Here is a 23,189-nt window from a genome sequence, read left to right as displayed (position 1 = left end):
TCCCTGACCTGCGGAAATCGTCATGCGCTGGGTACGTGCACCGGTGGGATGTGCTGGGTGCCGATGCGCTTGCGGAACACCCAGTACGTCCAGCCCTGATAGATAAGCACCGCCGGGGCACCGAAGGCCGCCACCCACGTCATCACGGTCAGCGTGTACGGGCTGGACGCGGTTTCCGCGATTGACAACGACCACGCCGGGTCCAAAGTGGACGGGATCACGTTCGGCCACAGCGCGCCGAACAGGGTCACCACCACGCCGACCAGCGCCACGCCCTGGAGCGCGAACGCTTGGCCGTCCCGCCACCGGTACAGCCTGGCGAGCCCGGCCAACGCCGCGACCAGCGCGATCACCAGCGGCACCCAGGTCCAGGTCTCGCCCTCCAGGAGCTGCGCGGTGAACACCAGCGCGATCACCGGCAGCAGCAGCGGCACCCCGGCCCGCAGCGCGAACCGCCGCGCCCGCTCCCGGATCTCGCCCTCCGTCTTGAGCGCCAGGAACACCGCACCGTGCAGCAGGGAGAACCCGCACACCGCTAGCGCGCCGATCACGTTCGGCAGCGTGAAGATCGTCCACCAGCCGCCGACCCGGTCCCCGTGCTCGTTCAGCGGCAGACCGAAGACGCTCGCGGACAGCACCAGCCCGACGATCATCGGCGAGATCCACGAGGCGAGCACGATCACCGTGTCCCAGGTGCGCCGCCAGCGCGCGGTGTCCACCTTGCCGCGGTACTCGAACGCCACGCCACGCCCGATCAGCGCGACCAGCAGCACCAGGAACGGCAGGTAGGCCGTGCTGAACAGCGACGCGTACCAGCCGGGGAAGGCAGCGAACGTCGCGCCGCCCGCCACGATCAACCAGACTTCGTTGCCGTCCCAGACCGGGCCGATCGTGTTGATCAGCACCCGCCGCTCTTCGTTGCGGCGGCCCAGCACCGGCAGCAGCATGCCGACGCCGAAGTCGAAGCCCTCCAGGAACAGGTAGCCCAGCCAGAACAGGACGATCACGCAAAACCAGAAGGTGGGCAGATCCATCGCAGGTGCAGCCTCTCAGTACGCGAAGGACAGGGCTTCGCCGGACTTCTCCTCGCCCTCTGGCGGCTTCGGCGGCATCACCCCGTCGAAGCCGCCGCGGACATAGCGGACGATCAGGAAGATCTCCACGATCGCGAGCGCCCCGTACAGCGCGGTCAGCACGAGTACCGAGGTCAGCATTTCGCCGGGGTGCACGCCCGCGGACACGGCCGATGCGGTGTACATCCACACGCCGTCGACGCCGGACGGATCGGGGTTGGGCACGACCACGAACGGCTGGCGGCCCATCTCGGTGAACACCCAACCGGCGACGTTGCCGAGGAACGGCAACGCGATGCTCAGCACCGCCAGCGGCACCCACCACTTGCCCGGCGGGAACTTCCGCTTGCGGGTCAGCCAAAGCACGGCCAGCGCGCCGAGCGCCGCCAGCCCGCCAAAGCCGATCATGAACCGGAATCCCCAGTAGGTCACCGGCAGGTTCGGCACGTAGTCGATGGGCTGCCCGGCGAACGAGCCCAGCCGCGGGTCGTCCGGGTAGTGCGTGCCGTACTTGGCCTGGTACTCCGGGATCAGCGCCTGCACGCCCTTGACCTCGCTGTGGAAGTCGCCTTCCGCCAGGTAGGACAGGATGTAGGGCACGGTGATGCTCTTGACGTTCTCGCAGTCGGGGCGGGTGACGTCGCCGATCGCGAAGATCGAGAAGCTGGCGGGCGCCTCGCTGTGGCACAGCGCCTCGGCGGAGGCCATCTTCATCGGCTGTTGCTGGAACATCAGCTTGCCCTGGACGTCCCCGGAGATCGCGAGCCCGGCGAACGCGACCACCGCGACCCACGCTCCCAGCCGCATCGAACCGTGCCAGGCGCGGCGGTCCTCGTCGTCGGCGTCGGACTTGCGGTGGTGCCGGGCGATCTGCCAGGCGGCGATGCCGATCAGGAACGAACCGGCGACCGCGAAGCAGCCGAACACGGTGTGCGGGAACGCCGCGAGCACGGTGTTGTTGCCCAGTACCGCCCAGATCGAGGTCAGCCGGGGCCGGCCGTCGACGAGCTCGATGCCGACCGGGTGCTGCATCCACGAGTTGGCGGCCAGGATGAAGTAGGCGGACAGCACTGTTGCCAGCGAGAATGCCCAGGCGCAGGCCAGGTGCACGCCCTTGGAGAGCCGGTCCCAGCCGAAGATCCACAGGCCGAGGAAGGTCGACTCGACGAAGAACGCGAGCAGCCCCTCCATGGCCAGCGGGGCGCCGAAGACGTCGCCGACGAAGCGCGAGTAGGAGCTCCAGGCCATGCCGAACTGGAACTCCTGCACGATGCCGGTGACCACGCCCATGGCGAAGTTGATCAGCAGCAGCTTGCCCCAGAACTTGGTCATCTTCAGATAGCGCTGCTTGCCGGTGCGGTACCACGCGGTCTGCATCCCGGCGACCAGGATCGCCAGCCCGATGGTCAGAGGGACCATCAGGAAGTGGTAGACCGTCGTGATCCCGAACTGCCAGCGGGCGATGTCGAGCAGATCCACGGCTCCACCCTGCCGCCCCGAGCTGAGAAATCGCAGAGGCAAGGGCCCTATCTCGCCCGGTCGAGGGTCCTAACCCGGACGGGACCTTGGTCCTGGTCACGCTGGGCAATCACATTCACCATATCGTGTACAAGTACCAAGCGACCTGGTGAGTGCGGAAGACTTAAGCGCAAAAAACCGGATCGGGAGTACCGGCCCCGGCTCCTCGCGCGCGATGCCCGGCCGATGACCACTGGACATCCGAAGCAGCGCCCACCGGCGGGTATCAGCGGAGCGCTTCGGCGACCGCCTCCGCCGCCTCCAGCACCAGCGGGCCGACCTCGTCGGGCGCCAACGGCTGCAGGGCCACCACACCCACGCTGGCGCGCAACCCCGGCACTCCGCGCACCGGCGAAGCGACTCCGAACGCCCCCGGCTGCAGGTCGCCGCTGCTGGTGATCCAGCGCGGCCCGCCGGGCGGCAGGTCCACGGCGCGACCGGCCGCCCCGCGCTGCACCGGATGCCGGCTACCCACCCGGTACGACACGTGGTAGCTGGTCCACGACGGCTCGGCGACCGCGACGACCTGCGCCTCGCTGCCGTCGGCCACGGTCAGGTGCACCGTCGCGCCGAGCTTCTCGGCCAACGCCCGCAAGGCGGGCAGCGACGCGGCGCGCAACTGCGGCAGCACGCGCCCGGCCAGCCACAGCACGCCGAGCCCCAGCCGCACCTTCGAGCCCTCGCGGCGCACCAGGCCGCGGCTCTGCAACGGTCCGAGCAGCCGGTACACCGCCGCGCGGCTGACCCCGACGGTCGCCGCCAAGTCGCTGATGGTGGGTGCTTCGCTTTCCGCGTCCGCCACGGCCTGCAGCAGGCTGAGCCCGCGGTCCAGGGTCAGCGAGCTCTCCTTGGTGCCCGGCTGGACGTCGCGGTGCAGGCCCACCGGGGCACGGATCGGCTCGGGGCTGGGTTGGGCCATCGTGTCACCTCCGAGCCGCGGCCAGCACCGTGCCGGTAACCTCGCCGAGCCCGATCACCGAGCCGTCAGGTCCCGGCGCACTGCCACTCAGTGTCATCCGGTCCCCGTCCTGGAGGAAGGTCCGCTGCTCACCGTCTTGCAATGTGATCGGTTCCGCCCCGCCCCAGGTCAGCTCCAGCAGGCAGCCCCGTTGGTCGCGCTCCGGGCCGGACACGGTTCCGGAGGCGAACAGATCACCGGGCCGCACCGGCGCACCGTTCGCGGTCAGGTGCGCGAGCTGCTGCGCGGGCGACCAGGCCATGTGTTCGAATCGCGGCTGGGACAGCAGCGTCTCGTTGCAGCGCACCTCCAGCCGCAGGTCCAGCCCCCACGGCTCGGCCTCGACGAGGTAGGGCTGCAACACGTGCTCCGGTGCCGGAGTCGGCACGCGGGCGTGCTCGAATGCTTCCAGCGGGGTGATCCACCCGGCGACCGACGTGGCGAACGACTTGGCCAGGAACGGCCCCAGCGGCTTGGACTCCCAGGCCTGGATGTCCCGCGCCGACCAGTCGTTGACCAGCGCCACGCCGAACACGTGCTCCGCGAAGTCCGAAGTGGACACCTGGGCGGCCGGTTCGCCGCCGCAGACGAACCCAACCTCCGCTTCGAAGTCCAGCCGCCGGGTCGGGCCGAACGCGGGCTGCAGGTCACCGGCGGCCCTGCGCTGCCCGCGCGGGCGGTGGATGTCGGTGCCGGAGACGTAAACGGTGCCCGCCCGGCCGTGGTAGGCGATCGGCAGGTGCGCCCAGTTCTCGGGCAGCGGCTCGGCGGCGCTGCGGAAGATGCGGCCGACGTTCTCTGCGTGGTGCCGCGACGAGAAGAAATCGACGTAGTCGGCGACCGCGAACGGCAGCACCAGGGTGTGCCAGTCAGTGCGCACCAGCCCCGCACCGGCCGGCGCCCGGTCGGCCGTGACGAGCTCGGTGAGCCGCTCCCGCAGCTCGTGCCAGCGGTCGCGGCCCGCCGCCAGCAGCGGGTCGAGCGAGGAGCCGGAGACGAGCTCGGCGAGTCGAGGACCGAGCGCCCCGGCAATGCCGCGCAGCGGCAGCGCATGCCGCCCGACCCGCACCGCGATGACCGGTCCCCCGCCGGTCACCAGCACCCCGTAGGGCAGCGTCTGCGGGCCGAACGGCTTGTCCGGGGCGAACTCGGGGTCCTCGATCCAGGTCAAAGCAGCCCCAATCCTTCGAGTTCGGCGACCGGGTCCTGCAACGAGCACGAGCCGTAGGACGCGAAGACGTCGCGCACCGCGTTGGCCGCGTCGTCGGACAGGGCGCTCGCCTCCTTCGCCAGCGCGGGGCCGTCGGTGCTGGCCAGCGCCGCCCGCACGTCCTTGCCGGACAGCGAGCGTGCGGTCGCGACGAGGATGTTGAGGAAGCCGTGGTGGATGAAGCCGGTTTCCGGATCGGTGCAGCGCACCGCGGTGTGCAGCCCGGTGGTGGCCTTGAAGGGCACGTCGAGGGTGCCGGCGACCGCGATGAAGTCGTTGACCACGTCGATGGACGGCACCGATTCGGCGGTCTGCCCGCCGCAGCGCAGCTTGGGCCAACAACCGTGCTCGGCGACCCGCCGGATGCCGCCCAGCCAGCCGTCACCGCCGCGACGCGGCTCGACGACCCGGATGATGTCTTCGGGCACGAACTCCGAGACCCGCTCCAGCCAGATGTCGTCGACGTCCGACGGCGCGGGCATCTCGACCATCCGCAGCGCCAGCAGCTCCTGTCGCCCCTCGATGATCGACAGGGCCTTGGGCACGCCGCCCAGCCCGGTGTCGCACACCAGCGAAAGCGGCACCGGCGAAGCTGGCTTTGCCTTCGCCAGCTCGGTGATCAACTCGGCCAGTCGGGACGCCTTGCACAACATCGGCCCCAGCAGGCCCGCGTACTCGCCGCCGCACGCGTCCAGGTGGTCGGCCACCGCCTGCTGCACACCGGCGGTTCCCGGCGGAAACAGCGCGGCGTCGTCAACCAGTCGGGCGAACAGGGGCGGGATGCCGCGCGGACCGGGCGCGCGAAGCTCAACAGCGCTTGACACGGCTGACACGCTAATGCCGTACCGGCGAGTGAACAAAGGTGCCCGATAAACGGACGTCTGGCGGGGTCATGTAGGCCTCCCTCGCCTGGTTTGGACATCATCATCCTCCGGCCGCCAACTTCGCTCGCACCGCCCCTTCGCGCACTACTCCCGGTTGGCTCCCCACGGCGACGTTCCAGCTGGTACTAAGAGGGGTGTGCGGATCAGCTCGCGGGCGACGGATCCGGCCCAGAGCGTCCCGGGCCGCACATCGCCCGGGATGACAACTTCCCCACACCGGGCAATTAAGTTAGGCTTGCCTAAGTCTGGAGGTGAGCAGTGGGCGAACCGACCATCCGCCGGCCTGCGACGCCGAGCGCCGCGGAACGGGCCAAGAGCATCGCCAAGCGCGGCGGCCGCGCGGCGCTCCTGCCGGCCGGCGAGGCCTCGGCGCGCATCGCGCCATTGCTGCACCACGTGCACTCCGACGGAGCCGCAACCGTTCTGCTGGCCGACGAACACCCGCTGATCGCAACTGCCTGGCAAGCCCCGCGCGCAGAACTCGCCGCCGTCCTCGAACTCACCGATCCGACGCCGGTCCGGCTGCGCGAGCCGGTGCGCGGATTGCTGTGGCTGACCGGCTGGGTGCGCCTGCTCGACGGCGCGGAGGCCCGCGACGAGGTCCTCTCGGTCGCCGCGGAACGACCAGACCCGCGGCTGCTGGACGCCGGGCACGGCGCGAGCGTGCTGCGCCTGGAGCCCGCGTCGCTCGTGCTGGCGGACTCCGAGGGCACCAGCTCGGTGGACCCGGCGGAATTCCAGGCAGCCGCGCCTGATCCGTTCTGCCTGCAGGAAGACGCGTGGCTGCGGCACCTGGAGCTCTCGCACCGCGACGTCGTCGGACTGCTGGCCCGGCACCTGCCGGAGCAGTTGCACGGCGGGCACATCCGCCCGCTGGGCCTGGACAAGTACGGCCTGCGGCTGCGGGTGGAGTCCGCGGACGGCGATCACGACGTGCGGCTGGCGTTCTCCCGCCCGGTCAGCACGACCGAACACCTCGGAGCCGAACTCCGCCGCCTCGTCGGCTGCCCCTTCCTCGCCCAACAACGCCAGGGTTGAACGCCGGGTGGTCTGAAGCGAACGGCCTGTTCACCTCAATAGACGGCACTTTCCGTTCGTCCCAGGCTCCTCGCTGGTTCAGTCGTCCGAGCAGTGTTCGGAGCGGGCCTTACCGGTTTTGCCAGCCCTCGAACGGCCGCCCGCGCACATCACCGATCCGGGTACGGTTCGTCGCGTGAGCACCTTGCGCGCATGGCTGACCCCGACCCGGCCCGGCGAGCCCGCGGTGATCGCGGACCGCGCGGAGCGCAAGGCCATCATCATCGAGCTGGTCGTGGTCTTCGCGGTGACGCTCGGGCTCTCCGGCCTGCAAAGCCTGCTCTCCTTGCTGGATGCCCTGATGCGCCCGGAGCCGCTGGCCGACCAGCACGCCGCCATCAACGTCCCGCGGGCCGAGCTCGGACTGATCGACATGCTGGCGCAGCTGGCGAACGTGCTGCGACTGTGCGCCTGGGGCGGCTTGGGGGCGTTCCTGCTGTGGCGCGGCGGGATGGCGCTGTGGCGGGTCGGCCTGGACCGGTCGCGGCCCGGCCGGGACATAGCCGGTGGGCTCGGGCTCGCGGCCCTGATCGGCATCCCCGGCCTGGGCCTGTACCTCATCGCGCACGCCCTCGGCCTCAGCCTGACCGTGCAACCCTCCACCTTGGACGCGGCGTGGTGGCGGGCGCCGGTGCTGACGCTGGCCGCGTTCGGCAACTCCTTCGCCGAAGAGGTCCTGGTGGTGGCCTACCTGCTGACCCGGCTGCGGCAGCTGGGCTGGTCGGAGAACCGGGCGCTGTGGCTGTCGGCGGTGCTGCGCGGCAGCTACCACCTGTACCAGGGCTTCGGCGGGTTCGTCGGAAACGTCGTGATGGGCCTGGTCTACGGGCGCGCCTGGCAGCGCACGAACCGCCTGTGGCCGCTGATCGTCGGCCACGCGCTGATCGACGTGGTGGCCTTCGTCGGCTACGCCGCCCTGCGCGGCCGGGTCGGCTGGCTCCCCTGAAACGACTGCTTCCAGACTCGTACTGTGTGGCGGCGCAGGTAGCGAACTCAGACGTCTCTAAGCCGAACCAGTCTGCCATCGAGCGCAACGATTCGACTGCCTACCGCCCAATTTGTTTAATGATTGATCGAAATCGGCGCCAATGAAAAGACTTTCGATTCGTCGCGACTAGGCTGCAACTCGTGACCGAACCACACGTCCAGAGCGAGGTCGGCCCGCTGCACGCGGTGCTGCTGCACCGGCCGGGCACGGAACTGAAGCGGCTCACGCCGCGCAACAGCGACCAACTCCTGTTCGACGCGATCCCCTGGGTCGATCGCGCGCAGGAGGAGCACGACGCGTTCGCCGAGGTGCTCCGCAACCGGGGCGTCGAGGTGCTGCTACTGCGCGACCTGCTCGCCGAGGCGCTGCACGACCCGCGCGCTCGGGCCGCGGCCGTGCTCGCGGGCGTGGACGAGCTCAAGCTGGGCGCTGACATCGCCGATATGCTGCGCTCACATCTGTCCAGTGTGGACAACGGCGCAATGGCCGAGGTCTTGATCGCGGGCATGACGTTCGAGGAACTGCCCGCCGCGGAGGGCCAGTCCCTGGTCCGCCGGATGCACCACCCGCACGACTTTGCCGTCGACCCGCTGCCGAACCTGCTGTTCACCCGCGATTCGTCGGTGTGGGTCCGCGACCGGGTCGCGATCGCGGCCCTCGCGATGCCCGCGCGCCGCCGCGAATCCGCGCTCACCGACCTGATCTACGCCTATCACCGGAGGTTCTCGCACTCCGCCCGCGCCTACGGCGCACACTCGGCGCCCGTCGAGGGCGGCGACGTGCTGCTGCTCGCGCCGGGCGTGGTGGCCGTCGGGGTCGGCGAGCGCACCACCCCGGCCGGCGCGGAGTCGCTGGCCCGCTCGATGTTCGCCGACGATCTGGCGCACACCGTCCTGGCCGTGCCGATCGCGCAGGCCCGGGCCTCGATGCACCTGGACACGGTATGCACGATGGTCGACCGCGACGCGGTGGTGATGTACCCGGCGATCCAGCACTCGCTGGAGGCCTTCACCTTGCGTCCGCTGGACGGCGAGTTGAAGGTGTCCGGCCCGACGCCGTTCCTGACCGCCGCGGCGGAAGCGATGGAAATCGACCACCTGCGGGTGATCGACACCGGCCTGGACCCGGTGACTGCGGAGCGCGAGCAGTGGGAGGACGGAAACAACACGCTCGCGGTGGCACCGGGCGTCGTGGTGGCCTACGAGCGCAACGCTGAGACCAACGCCCGGCTGGAGGAAGCCGGCATCGAGGTGCTGCGGATCAGCGGCTCTGAACTCGGCTCCGGCCGAGGCGGCCCCCGCTGCATGTCCTGCCCCATCACCCGCGCCCCATTGCGCCCCTGAAATCACATTTCGCGGGCTACGAATCTCCCCGATCACTTGACCAGGGACGAGCAAAGGGTCCTTTGACCGAGACTGGACAACCGGCCAATCCGACCAACGGAGCCCTTCACCCGAAACTGATCACTCTAATCGGTGAGGAGTTTCGAAACTTCGCCACTTTCGGTAGCCGAGGCGTCGCCCACCTGCGCAAACAACATAGGTTTGGCTTGGCTTAATTACTTGAGGATTGCCTTCACTAAATGGAGCACAACCAAGGCCAACCATACCATTATTAGGTTTACCTGAAATGTATCTGGACTGATTCCAGAGTATATTGAAGCCATGGCTGTCACCGCGAAGATTCACCACAAGGAATCCAAGTTCGAGCACCTGCTGCAGGAGCAGGTCCGCAATGAATTCACCGCCTCGCAGCAGTACCTCGCGGTCGCGGTCTGGTTCGACAACGAGGACCTGCCGCGGCTGGCCGCGCTCTTCTACCGCCAGGCGCTGGAAGAGCGCAACCACGCGATGATGATCGTCCAGTACCTGATGGACAACAACATCAAGCCGATCATCCCGGCCATCGAGCAGGTGCGCACCGACTTCACCGAGACCCGCGAGCTCGTCGCGCTCGCCCTCGAGCAGGAGCGCGAGGTCACCCGCGAGATCGAGACGCTGGCCAAGACCGCGCGCGAGGAAGGCGACTACCTCGGCGAGCAGTTCATGCAGTGGTTCCTGAAGGAGCAGGTCGAGGAGGTCTCCTCGATGTCGACGCTGCTGAACGTGGTCGACCGGGCCAGGGGCAACCTCTTCGACGTCGAGAACTACCTGGCCCGCGAAACGGTCGGCAACGAAGGAGCCGACGCAACGGCCCCCAGGACGGCCGGCGGCGCCCTCTGAGGCTCACGCCTCGGCTGGAGCTTCCGGTAGGAACGACAGGAACGGTGTGCGAATTCCAGTCCAGGTGACCAGGAGCTGGTCACGAGGTCGAGTGCAGGCGACGTAGAACAGGCAGCGCTCACGCTGCCTGACGTCGTCCTGCTCTTCCGGGGCGCTCTGGCCCAGCACAAAGTCAAGAGGAACCGCGCCTGCGTCGGCACCGACAACCGCCACTCGCTGGTACTCGACCCCCTTGGCGCGGTACATGGTGGCCACATGCACGGCGTCTCGCCGTGTCGAGGCGTCACCGTCCTCGACGATCACCACGGGTATGTCGGCTTCTCGAAGTGCCCGCGCGAACTTGTCCCGGATTTTTCCGGTCCGGGCCAGCACCGCGATGTCTCCAAGCTCGCCGGACTCTTCCTTCCACTCGGCGATCTGCTGCGCGATGAAGCGCTGCTCATCGGTCTCGTTGCGGAAGTCCCGGTAACGCGGCCGCAGCCCCGTCAACAGCGATCGGTACCGCTCCGTCGAGTCGGTTTCCTCGTCGAGGTCGAGGTACGCCTCGTCGCCCAGGACCTGCGTGGCGAACTGCAGAACTTGGCTGGTGGTCCGGTAGTTCAAGGTCAACTTTCGCGACCGGCCCCGGGTTTCGATCCCGTAGCGGCTCAGCACGACCCGGTCGCCGTAAATCCGCTGATGCGCGTCCTCACAGATAAAGAGATCATCCGGCCCGACCGGAACCACGCCACGCAACAGTCGCCAGTGCGCCGGGCTGAGGTCCTGCGCCTCATCGACCACGACGTGGTCGTATCGGTGGGTGTCCAGTGTCCGCTGGTCGGCCACGATCTCGGCAGCCTCGGCGATGAGTTTACCGAAGGTGGTCTTGTCGTCCAATGACAGCTGGCGTTCGAACTCCTCCACCACCGACCAGATACGAGCGCGCTGCAACCGGTTCAGCCGAACACGGCGCCCGGGCCGGGAAATCTTCAGGTACTCGTCACGGCTTCGAACGCCGCGCCCCAGGATGACCTGGACGTATTCGCGGCTGAGGAAGTCCGGGGTCAGCAGCTGCCGATCCGCCTCGGTCAGGTCCATCTGACCGAGGACCTGCAGCCAGCAACGGCGCTCGTCGTTACTGCGCAGCGGCGTCCGGTGCCCTTTTGCCCGCAGCACGACCTCCCTGGCTAGCTGGTCAATGTGGCGCACGTCGATTCGGTTGAGCACTTCAGGCTCGGCCAGTTGAGCTAGCTGCCGCTTCAATTCCGCTGCCAGGTTCCGGGTGAAGGTCGTCACTAGCACGCGTACGTTCGACCGTCTCGCGAGGAACACCGCCCGGTGCATGCCAACGACGGTCTTACCCGTGCCCGCACCGCCGGTGATGCGGAAAGCTCCCTTCCAGCCGGGGTGATAGGCGACCGAGCGCTGCTCAGGGTGCAGGAATACTCGCCACGCCTCGAAGTCGCCTTCCAGGATGCGGCGCATGTGTTCGTCGTCGGAGAAGACCACGAAGTCCATCTGGGAACCGGGTCGCTGCAGTGATTCGCGCAGCTGTCCAGGGTCAGATTCACCGTTGCCGAACTCGTGCGATCCACTGCGGTCCGTCTCCGAGGCAAGGACGGTATAGGTCCGCCGCACATCCTCCAGGGACGCGCCGAAGGCCAGGTCCAGCAGCGCGCTGCCCTGCCACGACGGCGCATCGACGCAGATCCGCTGCAGCTCGTCCTCGTCGCGCACCTGCACCGCGCGGCCCGCGATCCGCTCGGTGATGCCGAGGCCGATGAGCTCTGCCGACTGGAACGGCAACAGCAACGGACGGTCGTCCGCAACGGGCCGCGCGGCGATCGGCGGTTCAACGGCGACCGGCTCGGCATCGGCGCTCTTGAGCACCTCGAAAACCCCGTTCATGGGGTTGACCTGCATCTTCAGCGTGGCCGCGTACTGGTAAGCGAGATCGTGCGGCTTGATCGCCACGAGCACATAGAAGGCTTCGCCGGGATTGCTCGCGTCGAACAGCACGGCGCGGAAGTTGTCGTTTACGCGCGCTACGCGCACTCGCCGGTCGATCGCGCCTTGCGGCATCTTCAAGTTCAGCCCGTTGCTGTTCTCGCTCGAGGAGAGCTTGAGCATCAGGTCCCAGGCGTTCTTTTTCAGCGAGCCGTCCAGCTTGTAGCCCGCCTGGAAGTCCTTGTGCATGACGACCATCGCCATTTAACGCGCGCCTCCCGATACTTGCTGGAGTTCCTCGATGATCTTCTCAGCATCGGCGGGAACTACCCGCCAGCCGTGTTCGCGGAGCTGTGCTATCCGGTCGGCGGATTCCTCGACCAACACGGCAACTTTCTCCTCCGGCCACGACAGGTCGATCTGCCACGCCCCGTCTGGACTTTCGTCGCCCGGCAGCGGTGGCGCGACGTCCCGCGTCGCCAACGCGACCAGGAGTTCCCGCAGCTCGGTTTCCGCTACGTCGATGACGAGCCGCCAATCGGCGTTGAAGCGTGGCTCGGCCGCCGCCGCTCCCGGGATTTCATCCGGTCCGAGCTGCTTGCTGGTCGTCGCCGCAGCGAACCGGGGTAGCTCCCGGTCGAGGAATTGCAGGACATTGCCGGTGGCGAGCCAGTCTCGCCAGGCAGCGGCATGAGCCGGCGAACCGACCTTGTCCGCCGCATCGTTGAGCACCAGGAGCACCGCGAGGTCTTTGGTCTTCGCGACCGGGAGGACGACTACTCCAGCGTCGTTCGCGGTTTCGGTCAACGCAACCGGCTGCGATCCGCTCGGCGGCGGAATCGGCGCTCCTCGGCCATGTTCCACGACGATCCGCGGCAGGTCTGCCTTGTCCGCAGCTGTCATTCCTGCCTTGCCGCAGCTCGCCACCAAACCACCGGCGACAGCCTGCGCGACATTGCGCCAGTGGTCGCGGTCCGGGTTGACGAGATATGCGGTGAGCAGGGTCATCGCGTCACCGACAACCTTGCGCGCGGCCATGCTCCCCAAGCCCGAGGTTCGGTTCGCGCTAGCCACAACCTGGTTCCGTTGGCCGGCGGTGAGGAAAGGCAGCGGGTTGGGTTTGGCCCCGGCGAGGACCCGCTCGAACTCCTCCATGTCCTGATGGGTGACCGCCCAGACGAGATATCCACGTTCCCGCAAGATGGCCCGCTTGCGCGCGTCGGCGGTCGTCACGTTGTGCTCCGCACTGGCGTGGAACCGAACGCTGTCGCAGAACACAGCGATGCGCGGCGTGGAAAAGTCCACCGGCGAGATGACGAAATCCGGCTTGACCACGTTATCGATGTTCACTTGGGGTTCGACGATCCAGTTCCGGTGGCCGTCCCGCTCGTCCACGGCGAACCGGAGGCTGTCCCCGTAGGTGCCTGCGCTGAGCTGCGGGCGCAGCTTGTGCTGTTGGGCCCACCGGTACAGCTGTGCCCGGAAGCGACGTTCGATGTGGGTTTCATCGATCGTCGTGCTGATCTGGTGCACGCCGGTGCCTTCGACCGGGTCCCAGTGCTCAAGCACGTCGTTGATGATGCCAAGCGCCCGGTCGCGGGAAAGCAGTTCCACATCGTCGACGTGCCCCACGGACAGCAGGCAGCGGTGGCAGGCGAAGTGGGTCGTGTTGACGCAACCGCAGTTCTCCAGCGTCTCCTTGGCCTTTTCCAGCAGCTTCAACAGGTTCTCCGGATCGGTGAACCGGGTCAGATAGCCGGTGCCGCCGGGGACCTGGTCGTGCAGCACCACCATCTGTCGACGCCCCTGGCTGCCCGACTCGACGCAACAGAAGGCGTCCAGGTGATCCGGCCTCCCACCGAGCACGCCGCGCAAGCCCAGCTTGAGCGCAGCGGTGAAGGACACCAACTGTGCGTCATCGGCGAAAGCGATCGGCGGCACGAGCACTCGCAGCGCTTCGGTCTGCAACTCGTGCATCAGCGCAACGTTCGCCCACTTGGCCGGGTCCGGTTCGCTGCGTTGCGGGCACCAACCACGGTGCCGGACTTCGTTCTGGTCTTTGCCCTGCGCCGCCGGCACAACACCGCAGCCGGTGCACACCTGGAACCTCGGTGCCGAATACTCCTCGCCGGCGATGCGCATGCCAGCGCCACCGCGGTCGAGCAGCCCAAGGTTGAACCATCTGATCCTGATCTTGCGGCAGAACTCGGCGCCGAAGGGGTACGCGCGTAGCTGCCAAGCGTCACGGATGTCCTGCGGGGCAACGTCGGCGCTGGTGGCGATCTCGAACGCGGTCCGCTTGCGTTCCTCGTCCTCGTCGCCGAACCGCGACTCGTCGAGAGCCGCGAAAGCCGAGACGCGGCGGAACGCAACCACGTCGAGCCGCTGCCCGGAATCCGCCGCGTGCTCACTGTGGCACCGGGGGCATGCCTGCGGGGCGTCATCCGGATCGGACCAGCCGCAGACGGGGCAGAGACGCCACCGCTGGATCAAGCTGTTGTGCTCGCTGCCCACGTCGACCGCGTCGATGCGCACCGCTCGTCGGCTGGCGTAGAAGGTTGCGCCGGGAGCAAGCTCGGACAGCGCGGTGCGGCTACCGCGTTCGTACTGGCACTCCTCGATCTCCGGCTTCGTGGTTTCCTCGTCGATCCACCACAGGCTCACGTCGAGCCGGGTCCGGTCGTCGAGCAGCGTGTAGTTGGGCAGCAGGCCGAGCGACTCCAGCGCGCCGACCCAGTCGTTGCCTTCGTAGACGTCCCGGCGCAGCCGCCGCGCCGCCTTGCGTTCGCCGGTGACCCGCTGGAAGTCGGTTCGTGCCTCGCCTTCCAGCAAGTCGAGCTTGGCCTTCAGTTCCTCGGCAACTGCGTCGAGGTCCGCGATCCGGCTGTTGAGCTCGTTGAGCTCACGTGCCCAGCGCATCACACCGGTTTGCACCGTGCGCTCGATGCCGGGCACCTCGCCAGAGCTGGCAGAGCCTGCCCAGCCCCGCAGTGCGGCAGCGGTCCCGTCCGTGACGCGTTTACCGAGTGTCTCCAGGAACTCAGTCACGTAGGTCTCGGCGTTGGCCCGCGCGTCGTCGAGCAGCCAGCGCAGCCATCGGCCTTGGGCCAGGCCGTCGTTGAGTAGGGTCGGCACGGTTTTCGGCTGTGCCCACTTGGTGCGGGAACGTGCCGCAGAGCGGTCGATCAGCGATGCGAGGTATTGGCGACGCAGGATCTCTTCGGCATCGAGGTAGCAGGCCGGCGGGACGACTTCGCCGGCGATCATGTCCAGCGGTTCCCCGAAGTGGCGCAGCTCCGTCGGGCGAGCGGGCAGGATCGCCACCACGAAGGCATTGCCGCTGCGCCGCCCGGCCCGCCCGACTCGTTGCAGGTAACCGGCCGTGGTGCGCGGCAAGGACGTCAGACCGACGGTGCCAAGATCACCGATGTCGATACCCAGCTCCAGGGTCGGCGTGCAGACCAGCACGTTCGGCGCGCTCGGCTCGGTGCTTTCCTTGAATTCCCGCTCGACCTCGGTTCGTTCGTCCCTGCTCAGCAAGGCGGTGTGCTCGCGGGAGACGATTCGCCGGACCCGTTCGGAGTTGTAGAGCGTGCGGTAGTAGTTGTCGGTCTCGGCGTGCGGGTGTAGTCGCCCACCACACCCTTTGCGCAGGCACGGGGCGTCGGCGAGTTGGCTGGCGATGTCCGGGTGAACCGGCGTCCGCGTTTGGCACACGTGGCAACGCAACATGCTGCGCCCGGCCGCGAGATCGGCCAGGTCGGTGCGGTCCAGCCAGATCCGGTTTGGGGGAATCAGGTATACGGTGGCACCGCTTTTGGTCGTCCGTTGTTGCAGGATGCTTTCGTCGGCGAGCATCCGGAACAACGCGTGGACCAGGCGGGGCGCGTCCGCTTCGGGCACGCCCAGGCACCGGTGAGTCCACCGGGTGAACCAAGTGCGTGGTGCGACGATGCTGTCGAACTGCTCCGACCGCGCCGCGTCGGTGGGAAACGCCGGTGCCGGACGGTTCTTGTGGAACGCGGGCATGCCGGTCCGCCGGTCCCGGCCGCCCCAGATCGGCCACCGATTGCCGTCTGCATGGATGTAGCGGTCCAGGAAGTTGTGCCCGATCGCGCCCTGGGTTCGGATCCGTTCGAGGATGCCACGTGCCCACGCCAACTCCTGCGCGGCGAAACCCGTTTCCAATTCGAGGTCGGCCGGCCGGTGCTCGGCGACCACCTGGCTGACCCGGGTCTTGAACCTCTTTTCGTTGTCGGTGTCGACCAGCACGCTGATCGTGCCGGTGAGTTCCATCGTGCGGCCGGTCCGGGAGTTGAGCCCGAACTCCAGGTGGGCCGCGAAGTCCATCCGGGCTTCGACCCGCGCGGTGTTACGAACCCGCTTCTCGGTCCAGAAGCTCTTGAATCCCTGCAGATCGGTGGTGTTCGGCGGGAGCAATGCGTAGCGGGCGGCCCGGTCCCCAGGCCCGGCGACATCGCTGATTAGGTTTCCCGCGATCTGGTCCAGCCGAACTCCGTTGGCCCGGATCGCGCGGTGCAGCACGGACCGCAGGTTGAAGGCGTAGGCACGGGATTCGATGAATCCGGCGCGATGTGCCGCGTCCTGCACGCTGTCGGTGAAGACCAGCGTCTTCTTTTCCTGCTCGGGAATGCCCGCGTGCCCGAAAAAGTGACTCAGCGCCACCGATGTCAGCGTCGACACCCGGGAGCCGAGGAACCGGATGCCGTCGGTCTTCTCGCAGGACGGGCATTTGCCGTCCGCTGCCGCCTTCAGATCGCTCGGTTCGGTGGTGACGACCGGTACACATTCCTCGTGGTGATCCGGCTGCTTCCACAGCACTTCCAAGGTCACCGGGTCGAGCCAGGCGACCTTCTCCGGTGTTGCGTCCGCCTCTCCGGCGGCATGCAGGAACGCCCGGAAGCGATCGCTTTTCGCTACGGACAGCTTCCAGGCTTTCTTCACCCGGTCGTCCAGCTGGTTGCCCGCTGCTCCGGCCAGCGCTGCTCCCCAGCCGCCCCGGCCGCAGTGCCGGCAGAACACTGCTGCCAGGAACCGATCCATTTCGGCGCCGGGGTTGTCGTCGTACCAGCGGAACGTCGGAACGTTGTCGACCGAACGGATCAGGTGCGTGACCTCGCGGACCCACAACTGCGTTTCAACCTGCAGCAGGGCTTTGTCGCCGTTGCCGGTCCGGGCGTGTGAGAGCAGGGCGGCGAAGGTGGACAACGCCCTTCGCGCGCTGTCCGCCTCGCCGCTGTCGAGGGCGCTCACCCAGGTGGGTGCGACCGCACCCAAGCTGCGGAGCGCATGGTCGAACGTCGTCGGTTCAGCGGCGGCCGCTGCCACCTCGGCGGTCAGCGGGTGGTGTTTGAGCGCGGCGCTCAGCTCGATGGGACCGAGTTCGGCCCCCTCGCCGAGCTCGAAGAACGCCGTGATCGCCGCTTGGACCAGCTGCTCGTATTCGACTTCCTGATCGTCCGGGATCAGCTCGTCGATCTCGGAGAGCAGCGGAATGCGACCGACCGGCACGGCATCCGCATCGGACACCGTGCCGATCCATTCCGTGGTGGTCAACCGGTCCTCGCGAACCAGTGCCGACTCGGTGAACGGGCAGCCGAATACGGTTTCGGCGAATCTCAGCAGTTCGTCGGCGCGCGTTCCGTCGCCAAGCGTCGCCGACGTCGCTACCGGTGCCACCGATCCGAGTGGTTGACCGTCTCGACTGATGCCGAGTGCCATACCGAGCCGACGCAGCAGCAGGGCCACATCAGTGCCCTGCGCCCCGTCGTAGGTGTGGAACTCGTCGAGCACCAGGTACTGCAGGTTTTCCGCGGCACCGTCCCACAGTCCGATGTCGTCCTGGCGCAGCAGCAGGCGATCCAGCATCTTGTAGTTGGTGAGCAGGATGTCCGGCGGGTTGGCCCGCAGTGCGCCCCGGTTCTCGATGATGTGGTCCGGCCCCATGAACCGGTGCTGGCCGGAGTCGCCGGTGAACAGGCCGGCAGTGATCTCGCCGTATTGCTCGGGGTGCTGCGCCACCAGCCTGGCGATGCGGGTGGCCTGGTCGTTGGCCAGGGCGTTCATCGGGTAGAGGATCAGGGCCTTGATTCCCGGTTTGCCCGCCGCGCACTGCCGGCGGCAGTGGTCCAGCACCGGGAACAGGAACGACTCCGTCTTACCCGAGCCGGTGCCGGTGGTGACGATCGTCGGCTCGGGCTGGTGGTCTTTGCTGGTCAACCGCGCGAACGCGGCTGCCTGGTGCCGGTAGGGCTGGAAGCCATCCGGTACGAAGGCGAGGTGGCTCTGCCAGCCCTCGCTCGCTGGCCGGAACGGCAACCGCGCCCGCAGGAACGGTCCGGAGAAGATGCTGGTTTCCGGGTCGCTGAGGAATCGCTCCAGGCTCTTGCGGGCGTCGTCATCGGCAAGTTCGAACGTGGTCGCGAGGTAGGAGATCAGTCGCTTCTGGAGTTCCTCGGCCAGCAGTGAGGGCAGCATGCAATAGCTCCGGTTCTCAGGCGGTTTCGGCGTGTTGCGGGCGCTTTCCGCGCGCTGTCCGGCCGAAATCGTTGAGCCCGGATTCGTCGAGCACGGTGCAGACCTCCCCCAGTCCTCGATCGCCCTCGTACGATCGAGCGGATCTTGGCGACTCGTTAGTGTGCTGTCGTCTCTCTCCGTACTCTACTGGCGATCAAGAGTAATGGGGGAAGGTTCGGTTTTGCGGCATGCCATGAGTTTCACCAGGATCGGTCACCTGCTGTTTTCCGCTGGGCAGGTGGACCGCGTTGGCGAGGCACTACGGGCGGCCGTCCAGCAATGCCGGAACCGCCAGGAGCTGGGTGACAGCGAGATCAACGATGCCCTCGTGCTGGATCGGTGGCAGCTGCGCACGCTTCGCATAACCGGGTTCCGCGGCGTGGCCAAGCCGTTCGTCTGGCGCATCCCGGGACCAGGCAATGTCGTTCTGGTGCATGCCGAGAACGGCGCGGGCAAATCAAGCCTTTCCGATGGGCTTCGAGTGACATTGCATGGCGGTATCCGGCACTGCCCGGCATTCGTGCACGACGATCTCCGCAGGCAGGAGCCGCTGAATCACGATGTCACCAGCGCCGCGGTGGACGTGGAACTGCTCGGCGACAAGGCGCATCAGTTGAAGCTCAACTGGCGACTCGGGCCTGCCCCGACCGCTGATGCGCAGCTGGCGGAGCGATGTACCGCCAGCTGGAGCATGCCGGGAACAGCCGAGGCCGAGCGGCATGTCCTCGGTTCGCGCTGGGCTGAGACGGTCGCCGCGCACCGTCCCGTGATCAGCTACGACGAACTGAACCACCACCTGCGCGACGCAGCGAGGCTGAGCCGGTTCTGCACCGAAGCACTCGCGTTGGGGCCCAACTGGTCGAGCTTGCACGCGTACATCTCCAGGCGGTTGGAAGTCGCGGTGCGCGCCGCGGAGCAGTGGGCGGAACTACGCCGCAACGTCGCCGCCGAACTCACTGCGCTCGATGCCGAACTGACCGAGCAGCATCCGCTCGTGGAACCGCCCGAGCCGGTAGCACTGCCGGATTTGGGCGCGGACGTCGGGAACTGGTTCACGCGGGTCTTCGGCGCCGCGAACGTCGTCGAACTGCCCGCCCCGATGCGCCCCGACCTCCGGATCAGGCTTACCGAGGCGTTCGCCGATACCGCCGATGCCCTGGCCGGCTATCGCCGGGTGCGAACCGCCGCGCCGCTCGGCGAAACGCCCGGGGAAGCCATCGCCGCGATCCGTCAGCTGCTGGCCACCACCGGGGGCGAGCAGGCCTTGTGCCCGGTGTGCGCCACGGCGGCCGACTGGTCGGGGATCTCCCCCCGAACGCCCCGGGACTTGCAGGCAATCGACGAAGAGTTCGCCCTGGTCAAGCACCTGATGACCGAACTTGCTCGGCTTCTCGGCGGGGAGGTGCGGCTGGCCTTGGAGGCGGCGGAACGGCTCCCTGGGGTCGGCTCGACGGCGAGGGAGCTGGCACATCTCGTGCGCCCGCTGCGAGGGCGGCACGAGATGCGCGGCGAGCTGGACGAGGCCTGGCCGCTGCTGCTCAAGCTACTTGCCGATGATTCTTTCGAGGCCCGCGTGCTGCAGGTGCTCGATGCGCTGATCAGTACCGCGGACGTGCCGCAGTACTGGCATCGGAGCCGGGCCCGGATCTGCCAGCAGCTGGCGGACTTCCACTCCGACCAGGGCGATGTCGCGAACAGCACCGAGACCTGGCGGACGGCGTTGGACCGGTTGACCGCCGTCTATGAGCTGGTTCGGGATGACCGGGTGCGTTCGTTGGAGGCAGACATCGAGGCCGTGCTGCGAGATTTCCTGGACGGCACCGGCTTCACCGGCCTCCAGATGTCGATCACGGGCGCGCTGGGCGATCCGGAGCGGGCCGAGTTGTGCCTCCGGTTCGGCGATCTGGTGGTCTCGGCTGGGGCGCTGTCGGCTGGGCAGTTCAACGCGCTGATGCTGTCGGTGCTCTTGGGCAGCAACGCCGCCGGCCCGTTTCGTTTCCTCGTTCTGGATGACCCGGTGCACGCACTGGACGAGACCAGGATCCAGGCCCTGTGCCGCCACCTGGCAAAACTGGCCGAGCAGGATCGCCAGGTCGTGGTCTTCACACACAGCGAGCGGTTGATCAGTGAGCTGAAGGACACAATCCCGACAGCCACAAATATGGCGCTCGCACGCGATGACGACGGCGAGCATGTGCTCAATGACGTGACGTACCCGTGGCAAGGGCTTCTCGCGGACGCCAAGGAGCTCACGAAGCACGGGCAGGTGCTCACGGAGCTGACGGTGAAAACGTTGTCGCTTGGTTTCTGCCGTCAGGCGCTGGACGCAGTGGCCCGCGGTGTGGCGCGCGAGTGGGCCCGACGGCACCCCGGCCCCCACCTGCTCCTTGAGACGATCGATCGTTCCGGCCGTACCCGCTCCGCGCTGACCAAGTTGCAGCAGTTGATCGGCCAGGACCACCCTGGCAGCACGCTGATCCAGGATCTGCTGGACGGCGACAAGCTAAGGAATCTCAACGCTGCCGGGCACGGGGATATCGAGAAGCTGCAAGAAATTTCGGTTCACGACGTGCGTCGCGACATCGACTACTTCGAGCAGTTCTGCGCCGACCTCGTCGAGATGGTCCGCGATGAGCAATGAGACCTTCGCAGCCATGTGGGCGGACCTTTCGTCGAGTTCGCTGAATCCGATCCTGACCAAACACGCTCTTGCCCTGCTGCTGCGCATCCGGCTCGAAGCCGCGACCAAGGATGTGCCGGGCCGGACGAAGCCCGGCACCAGCAATATCCAGGCACGCCTTTGGGCTCTTGCCGCAGCCGCGCCAGCAGAGCACCAGGCCACAGCACTCATTACGGTTCGCCGCGCCCGGCGCCTCTACCAAGCCGCCAGCGACTACCTACATGCCCGGCGAGCTGCGGTCCCTACCGAGTCCGAGCTCGAAAGCTGGCGCAGCACCGTCGAAGAACTCGAACAACTGGCGGTCTGGGCTCGAAATTAGCCGGTGGCGGCCGACGTATTCCTCGGTCGGCCACTCGATTGGTTCCGGCGGTTGGCGGGCAGGCGGCTCGGGATGCGGGGTTGCGACCGAGATCGCATCGACGAGTTGCCACACCATCACCGCCCCGGGACCGAAGTGGGCATGCTGGCCATTTCCACTGCGCAAAAGGCAGTAGTGCGGCCACTACGAATACCGCTGCAACGACGCCCAGAAAACCCAACAGGTTGCCCGGCTCGTACGCCACGGCAAGAACGGTTGTCATCACTGCGCACCCGCCTCTCGTGCCGCCGCATCGCGGCGAGCCCGCGCCTCGTCCCAACAGGCCGTGCAGGTCGGGGAGAGCCAGTCGATCGCGGTCGTCTTGACGATGGTCACCGTCGCCCCGCACAGGGTTTCCCGCTCCTGCCCGGGATACGGGGGTTCGACGGGCAGCAACCCGTGCCGCACACCCGAAACCGGCCGCCAGTAAGCGATCAAACCCGCTGGCTGGAACATGTCGTGCATCGCTTCTCCTTGCTGCCGATGAGAAAGCGGTGGCCCCGGCGGGTCGGGGGGAGGGGAAGCACCGGAGCCACCGCCACGCGGTGACACACTGTGCTGATAACGTCACCGACAGCAGCAACGCTAGAGACTCCTGGGATATTTATCTAGCTCAATCATGCTGACGAGTGATCGACACATGGGAGGCCAGACGTGGCGCCAAGCTCATCAACCGTCGCCAATTGGGCACTTGGCCTGCGGCTACGCGAAAAGCGGGAGGATGTCGGCCTCACCGGCGGCGAGGCCGCGAAGAAGATCGGTATCGCCGGTGCATACCTGTCCGAAGTGGAGCACGGCAAGAAGAACCTGTCCACGGACCGGCTCGATGCACTGATCAACGTGTACGGGTTCGAAGACGGCGAAGCCGAGGAACTGCGCGGGTTCCGTGAGCAAGCAACCGAACGAGGCTGGTGGACCAAGTACTCGACGCTGTTCACCAACCCGGACTTGATCCGCTTCTTCGGGCTGGAACACGGCGCGGAGCGCATCCATTCCTACGCGTGCAACATCGTTGCGGGCATGCTCCAGACAGACGATTACGCGCGGGCAATCATCGAGTCCGGCAGCCCCAACCTTCGCCTTGCCGAGACAGACAGGCGGCTGCGCTGCCGCCTGTTCCGGCAGCGCCGTCTGACAGATGACGATCCGGTGCAGTTCTGCTCGATCATGAGCGAGGCAGTGATCAGGCAGCAGATCGGTGGAAAGTGTGTCCTAAAAGGACAACTTGAGCACTTGGCGACGCTTATCGACGAACGCCCCGAGACGATCGAGGTGCGGATCGTCCCGTTCAAAGCTGCCGCGCACGATGCCCTGGGCGGCTCGGACTTCCTACTGTTGGGGTTTCCCGGCGAGGAACTACCGAGCGTGCTCTGGCAAGAATCGATCACTTCCACGGTGCTCACCTCCGACGCCGTAACGATCCGCGAATACTCCATCGCGCTTGCTGGCGCGACGTCGGTCTCACTCAGCCGGGAAGAGTCGTTTGAGCTGATCAGAAAGGCTTCCAGCAAGCTGTAAATCCGGACTACAGTTGTGGCATGAGCAATACCCAAGCGCCCGGACTGAATCGAACCGCTAACTGGCGGAAGTCGAGCCGTAGTGCGAACAACGCCCACTGCGTCGAGGTCGCGGTGCTGACGCGAACGGTCGGCGTGCGAGACACCAAGGACCGCGACGGCGGCATGCTCGTGTTCACCTCCGAGAAGTGGACATCGTTCACCGCACGCCTGAAGCAGCGCTAAGGGGTCGTGAGTGTGA

16 protein-coding genes are annotated in these 23,189 nt (G+C 67.3%); 8 read left to right on the top strand and 8 right to left on the bottom strand.

All coding sequences use genetic code 11. The features are described from left to right. Window positions 1-20: 20 nt before the first annotated feature. From cydB to FDZ84_RS12530, 5 genes are all read right to left on the bottom strand, one after another. Window positions 21-1,034: a cytochrome d ubiquinol oxidase subunit II gene (cydB, locus tag FDZ84_RS12550; RefSeq protein WP_168586048.1), complete on the bottom strand. Its 1,014-nt coding sequence runs from the start codon at window positions 1,032-1,034 to the stop codon at window positions 21-23. Window positions 1,035-1,049: 15 nt separating this feature from the next. Next, window positions 1,050-2,552 carry a cytochrome ubiquinol oxidase subunit I gene (locus FDZ84_RS12545; protein ID WP_168586047.1) on the bottom strand — a complete coding sequence of 501 codons (1,503 nt, stop codon included), beginning with the start codon at window positions 2,550-2,552 and terminating at the stop codon, window positions 1,050-1,052. Between the two features lie 265 nt (window positions 2,553-2,817). Continuing rightward, entirely contained in the window at window positions 2,818-3,510 is a 693-nt protein-coding gene (locus FDZ84_RS12540; RefSeq protein ID WP_168586046.1) for an IclR family transcriptional regulator, read from the bottom strand. 4 nt (window positions 3,511-3,514) lie between these two features. Then, window positions 3,515-4,720: a fumarylacetoacetate hydrolase family protein gene (locus tag FDZ84_RS12535; protein WP_168586045.1), complete on the bottom strand. Its 1,206-nt coding sequence runs from the start codon at window positions 4,718-4,720 to the stop codon at window positions 3,515-3,517. Then, the gene (locus tag FDZ84_RS12530; RefSeq protein WP_305852032.1) at window positions 4,717-5,583 is read right to left on the bottom strand and encodes a hypothetical protein; all 867 of its coding nucleotides are present in this window, start codon (window positions 5,581-5,583) and stop codon (window positions 4,717-4,719) included. The genes FDZ84_RS12535 and FDZ84_RS12530 overlap by 4 nt, the downstream gene beginning before the upstream one ends. A gap of 318 nt (window positions 5,584-5,901) precedes the next feature. Between FDZ84_RS12530 and FDZ84_RS12525 the strand changes: the two genes are divergently transcribed. The 4 genes from FDZ84_RS12525 (at window position 5,902) to FDZ84_RS12510 (ending at window position 9,930) form a co-directional block, all read left to right on the top strand. Beyond that, a complete protein-coding gene (locus FDZ84_RS12525) occupies window positions 5,902-6,681 on the top strand; it encodes a DUF2470 domain-containing protein (protein WP_168586044.1) in 780 nt (259 codons plus the stop codon). A 175-nt stretch (window positions 6,682-6,856) separates the two neighbouring features. After that, window positions 6,857-7,666 (top strand): CPBP family intramembrane glutamic endopeptidase, encoded by an 810-nt coding sequence (locus tag FDZ84_RS12520; protein ID WP_371812847.1) that lies wholly within the window; start codon window positions 6,857-6,859, stop codon window positions 7,664-7,666. A gap of 182 nt (window positions 7,667-7,848) precedes the next feature. Further along, window positions 7,849-9,051 (top strand): arginine deiminase, encoded by a 1,203-nt coding sequence (arcA, locus tag FDZ84_RS12515; protein ID WP_168586043.1) that lies wholly within the window; start codon window positions 7,849-7,851, stop codon window positions 9,049-9,051. A gap of 321 nt (window positions 9,052-9,372) precedes the next feature. Next, window positions 9,373-9,930 (top strand): ferritin, encoded by a 558-nt coding sequence (locus FDZ84_RS12510; RefSeq protein WP_168586042.1) that lies wholly within the window; start codon window positions 9,373-9,375, stop codon window positions 9,928-9,930. 3 nt (window positions 9,931-9,933) lie between these two features. Here the strand turns inward: FDZ84_RS12510 and FDZ84_RS12505 are convergent, their stop codons facing one another. Next, a complete protein-coding gene (locus FDZ84_RS12505; protein WP_168586041.1) occupies window positions 9,934-12,120 on the bottom strand; it encodes a DEAD/DEAH box helicase in 2,187 nt (728 codons plus the stop codon). Then, window positions 12,121-18,354 carry a DEAD/DEAH box helicase gene (locus FDZ84_RS12500; protein ID WP_168586040.1) on the bottom strand — a complete coding sequence of 2,078 codons (6,234 nt, stop codon included), beginning with the start codon at window positions 18,352-18,354 and terminating at the stop codon, window positions 12,121-12,123. Between the two features lie 232 nt (window positions 18,355-18,586). Between FDZ84_RS12500 and FDZ84_RS12495 the strand changes: the two genes are divergently transcribed. Together FDZ84_RS12495 and FDZ84_RS12490 are read left to right on the top strand one after the other, a co-directional pair. Beyond that, entirely contained in the window at window positions 18,587-21,034 is a 2,448-nt protein-coding gene (locus FDZ84_RS12495; RefSeq protein ID WP_168586039.1) for a hypothetical protein, read from the top strand. Beyond that, window positions 21,024-21,392 (top strand): hypothetical protein, encoded by a 369-nt coding sequence (locus FDZ84_RS12490; protein ID WP_168586038.1) that lies wholly within the window; start codon window positions 21,024-21,026, stop codon window positions 21,390-21,392. Before FDZ84_RS12495 ends, FDZ84_RS12490 begins: the two co-directional genes overlap by 11 nt. Before the next feature lie 261 nt (window positions 21,393-21,653). Here FDZ84_RS12490 and FDZ84_RS12485 read toward each other — a convergent pair whose 3' ends face one another. Beyond that, window positions 21,654-21,896, bottom strand: coding sequence for a zinc finger protein (locus tag FDZ84_RS12485; protein ID WP_168586037.1), 243 nt, complete (start codon window positions 21,894-21,896; stop codon window positions 21,654-21,656). Between the two features lie 189 nt (window positions 21,897-22,085). On the opposite strand from FDZ84_RS12485, the gene FDZ84_RS12480 reads away from it, so the two are divergent. Together FDZ84_RS12480 and FDZ84_RS12475 are read left to right on the top strand one after the other, a co-directional pair. After that, window positions 22,086-22,949 (top strand): helix-turn-helix transcriptional regulator, encoded by an 864-nt coding sequence (locus tag FDZ84_RS12480; protein ID WP_168586036.1) that lies wholly within the window; start codon window positions 22,086-22,088, stop codon window positions 22,947-22,949. 20 nt (window positions 22,950-22,969) lie between these two features. Further along, window positions 22,970-23,173, top strand: coding sequence for a DUF397 domain-containing protein (locus FDZ84_RS12475; protein WP_168586035.1), 204 nt, complete (start codon window positions 22,970-22,972; stop codon window positions 23,171-23,173). Window positions 23,174-23,189 lie beyond the last annotated feature (16 nt).

Source organism: Saccharopolyspora sp. ASAGF58 (assembly GCF_012277335.1).
In the GTDB taxonomy this organism is placed as follows: Bacteria; Actinomycetota; Actinomycetes; order Mycobacteriales; family Pseudonocardiaceae; genus Saccharopolyspora; species Saccharopolyspora hattusasensis.
Note: the sequence above shows the minus strand (reverse complement) of the source record. Positions and strands in the feature narration are given on the sequence as shown.

What these genes read in the sequence shown, in the direction of transcription:
- FDZ84_RS12540 (WP_168586046.1), bottom strand. Translation starts at nt 3,510, where the DNA reads ATGGCCCAACCCAGCCCCGAGCCGATCCGTGCCCCGGTGGGCCTGCAC.
- FDZ84_RS12505 (WP_168586041.1), bottom strand. Translation starts at nt 12,120, where the DNA reads ATGGCGATGGTCGTCATGCACAAGGACTTCCAGGCGGGCTACAAGCTG.
- FDZ84_RS12500 (WP_168586040.1), bottom strand. Translation starts at nt 18,354, where the DNA reads ATGCTGCCCTCACTGCTGGCCGAGGAACTCCAGAAGCGACTGATCTCC.
- cydB (WP_168586048.1), bottom strand. Translation starts at nt 1,034, where the DNA reads ATGGATCTGCCCACCTTCTGGTTTTGCGTGATCGTCCTGTTCTGGCTG.
- FDZ84_RS12495 (WP_168586039.1), top strand. Translation starts at nt 18,587, where the DNA reads ATGAGTTTCACCAGGATCGGTCACCTGCTGTTTTCCGCTGGGCAGGTG.
- FDZ84_RS12490 (WP_168586038.1), top strand. Translation starts at nt 21,024, where the DNA reads ATGAGCAATGAGACCTTCGCAGCCATGTGGGCGGACCTTTCGTCGAGT.
- FDZ84_RS12510 (WP_168586042.1), top strand. Translation starts at nt 9,373, where the DNA reads ATGGCTGTCACCGCGAAGATTCACCACAAGGAATCCAAGTTCGAGCAC.
- FDZ84_RS12475 (WP_168586035.1), top strand. Translation starts at nt 22,970, where the DNA reads ATGAGCAATACCCAAGCGCCCGGACTGAATCGAACCGCTAACTGGCGG.
- FDZ84_RS12485 (WP_168586037.1), bottom strand. Translation starts at nt 21,896, where the DNA reads ATGCACGACATGTTCCAGCCAGCGGGTTTGATCGCTTACTGGCGGCCG.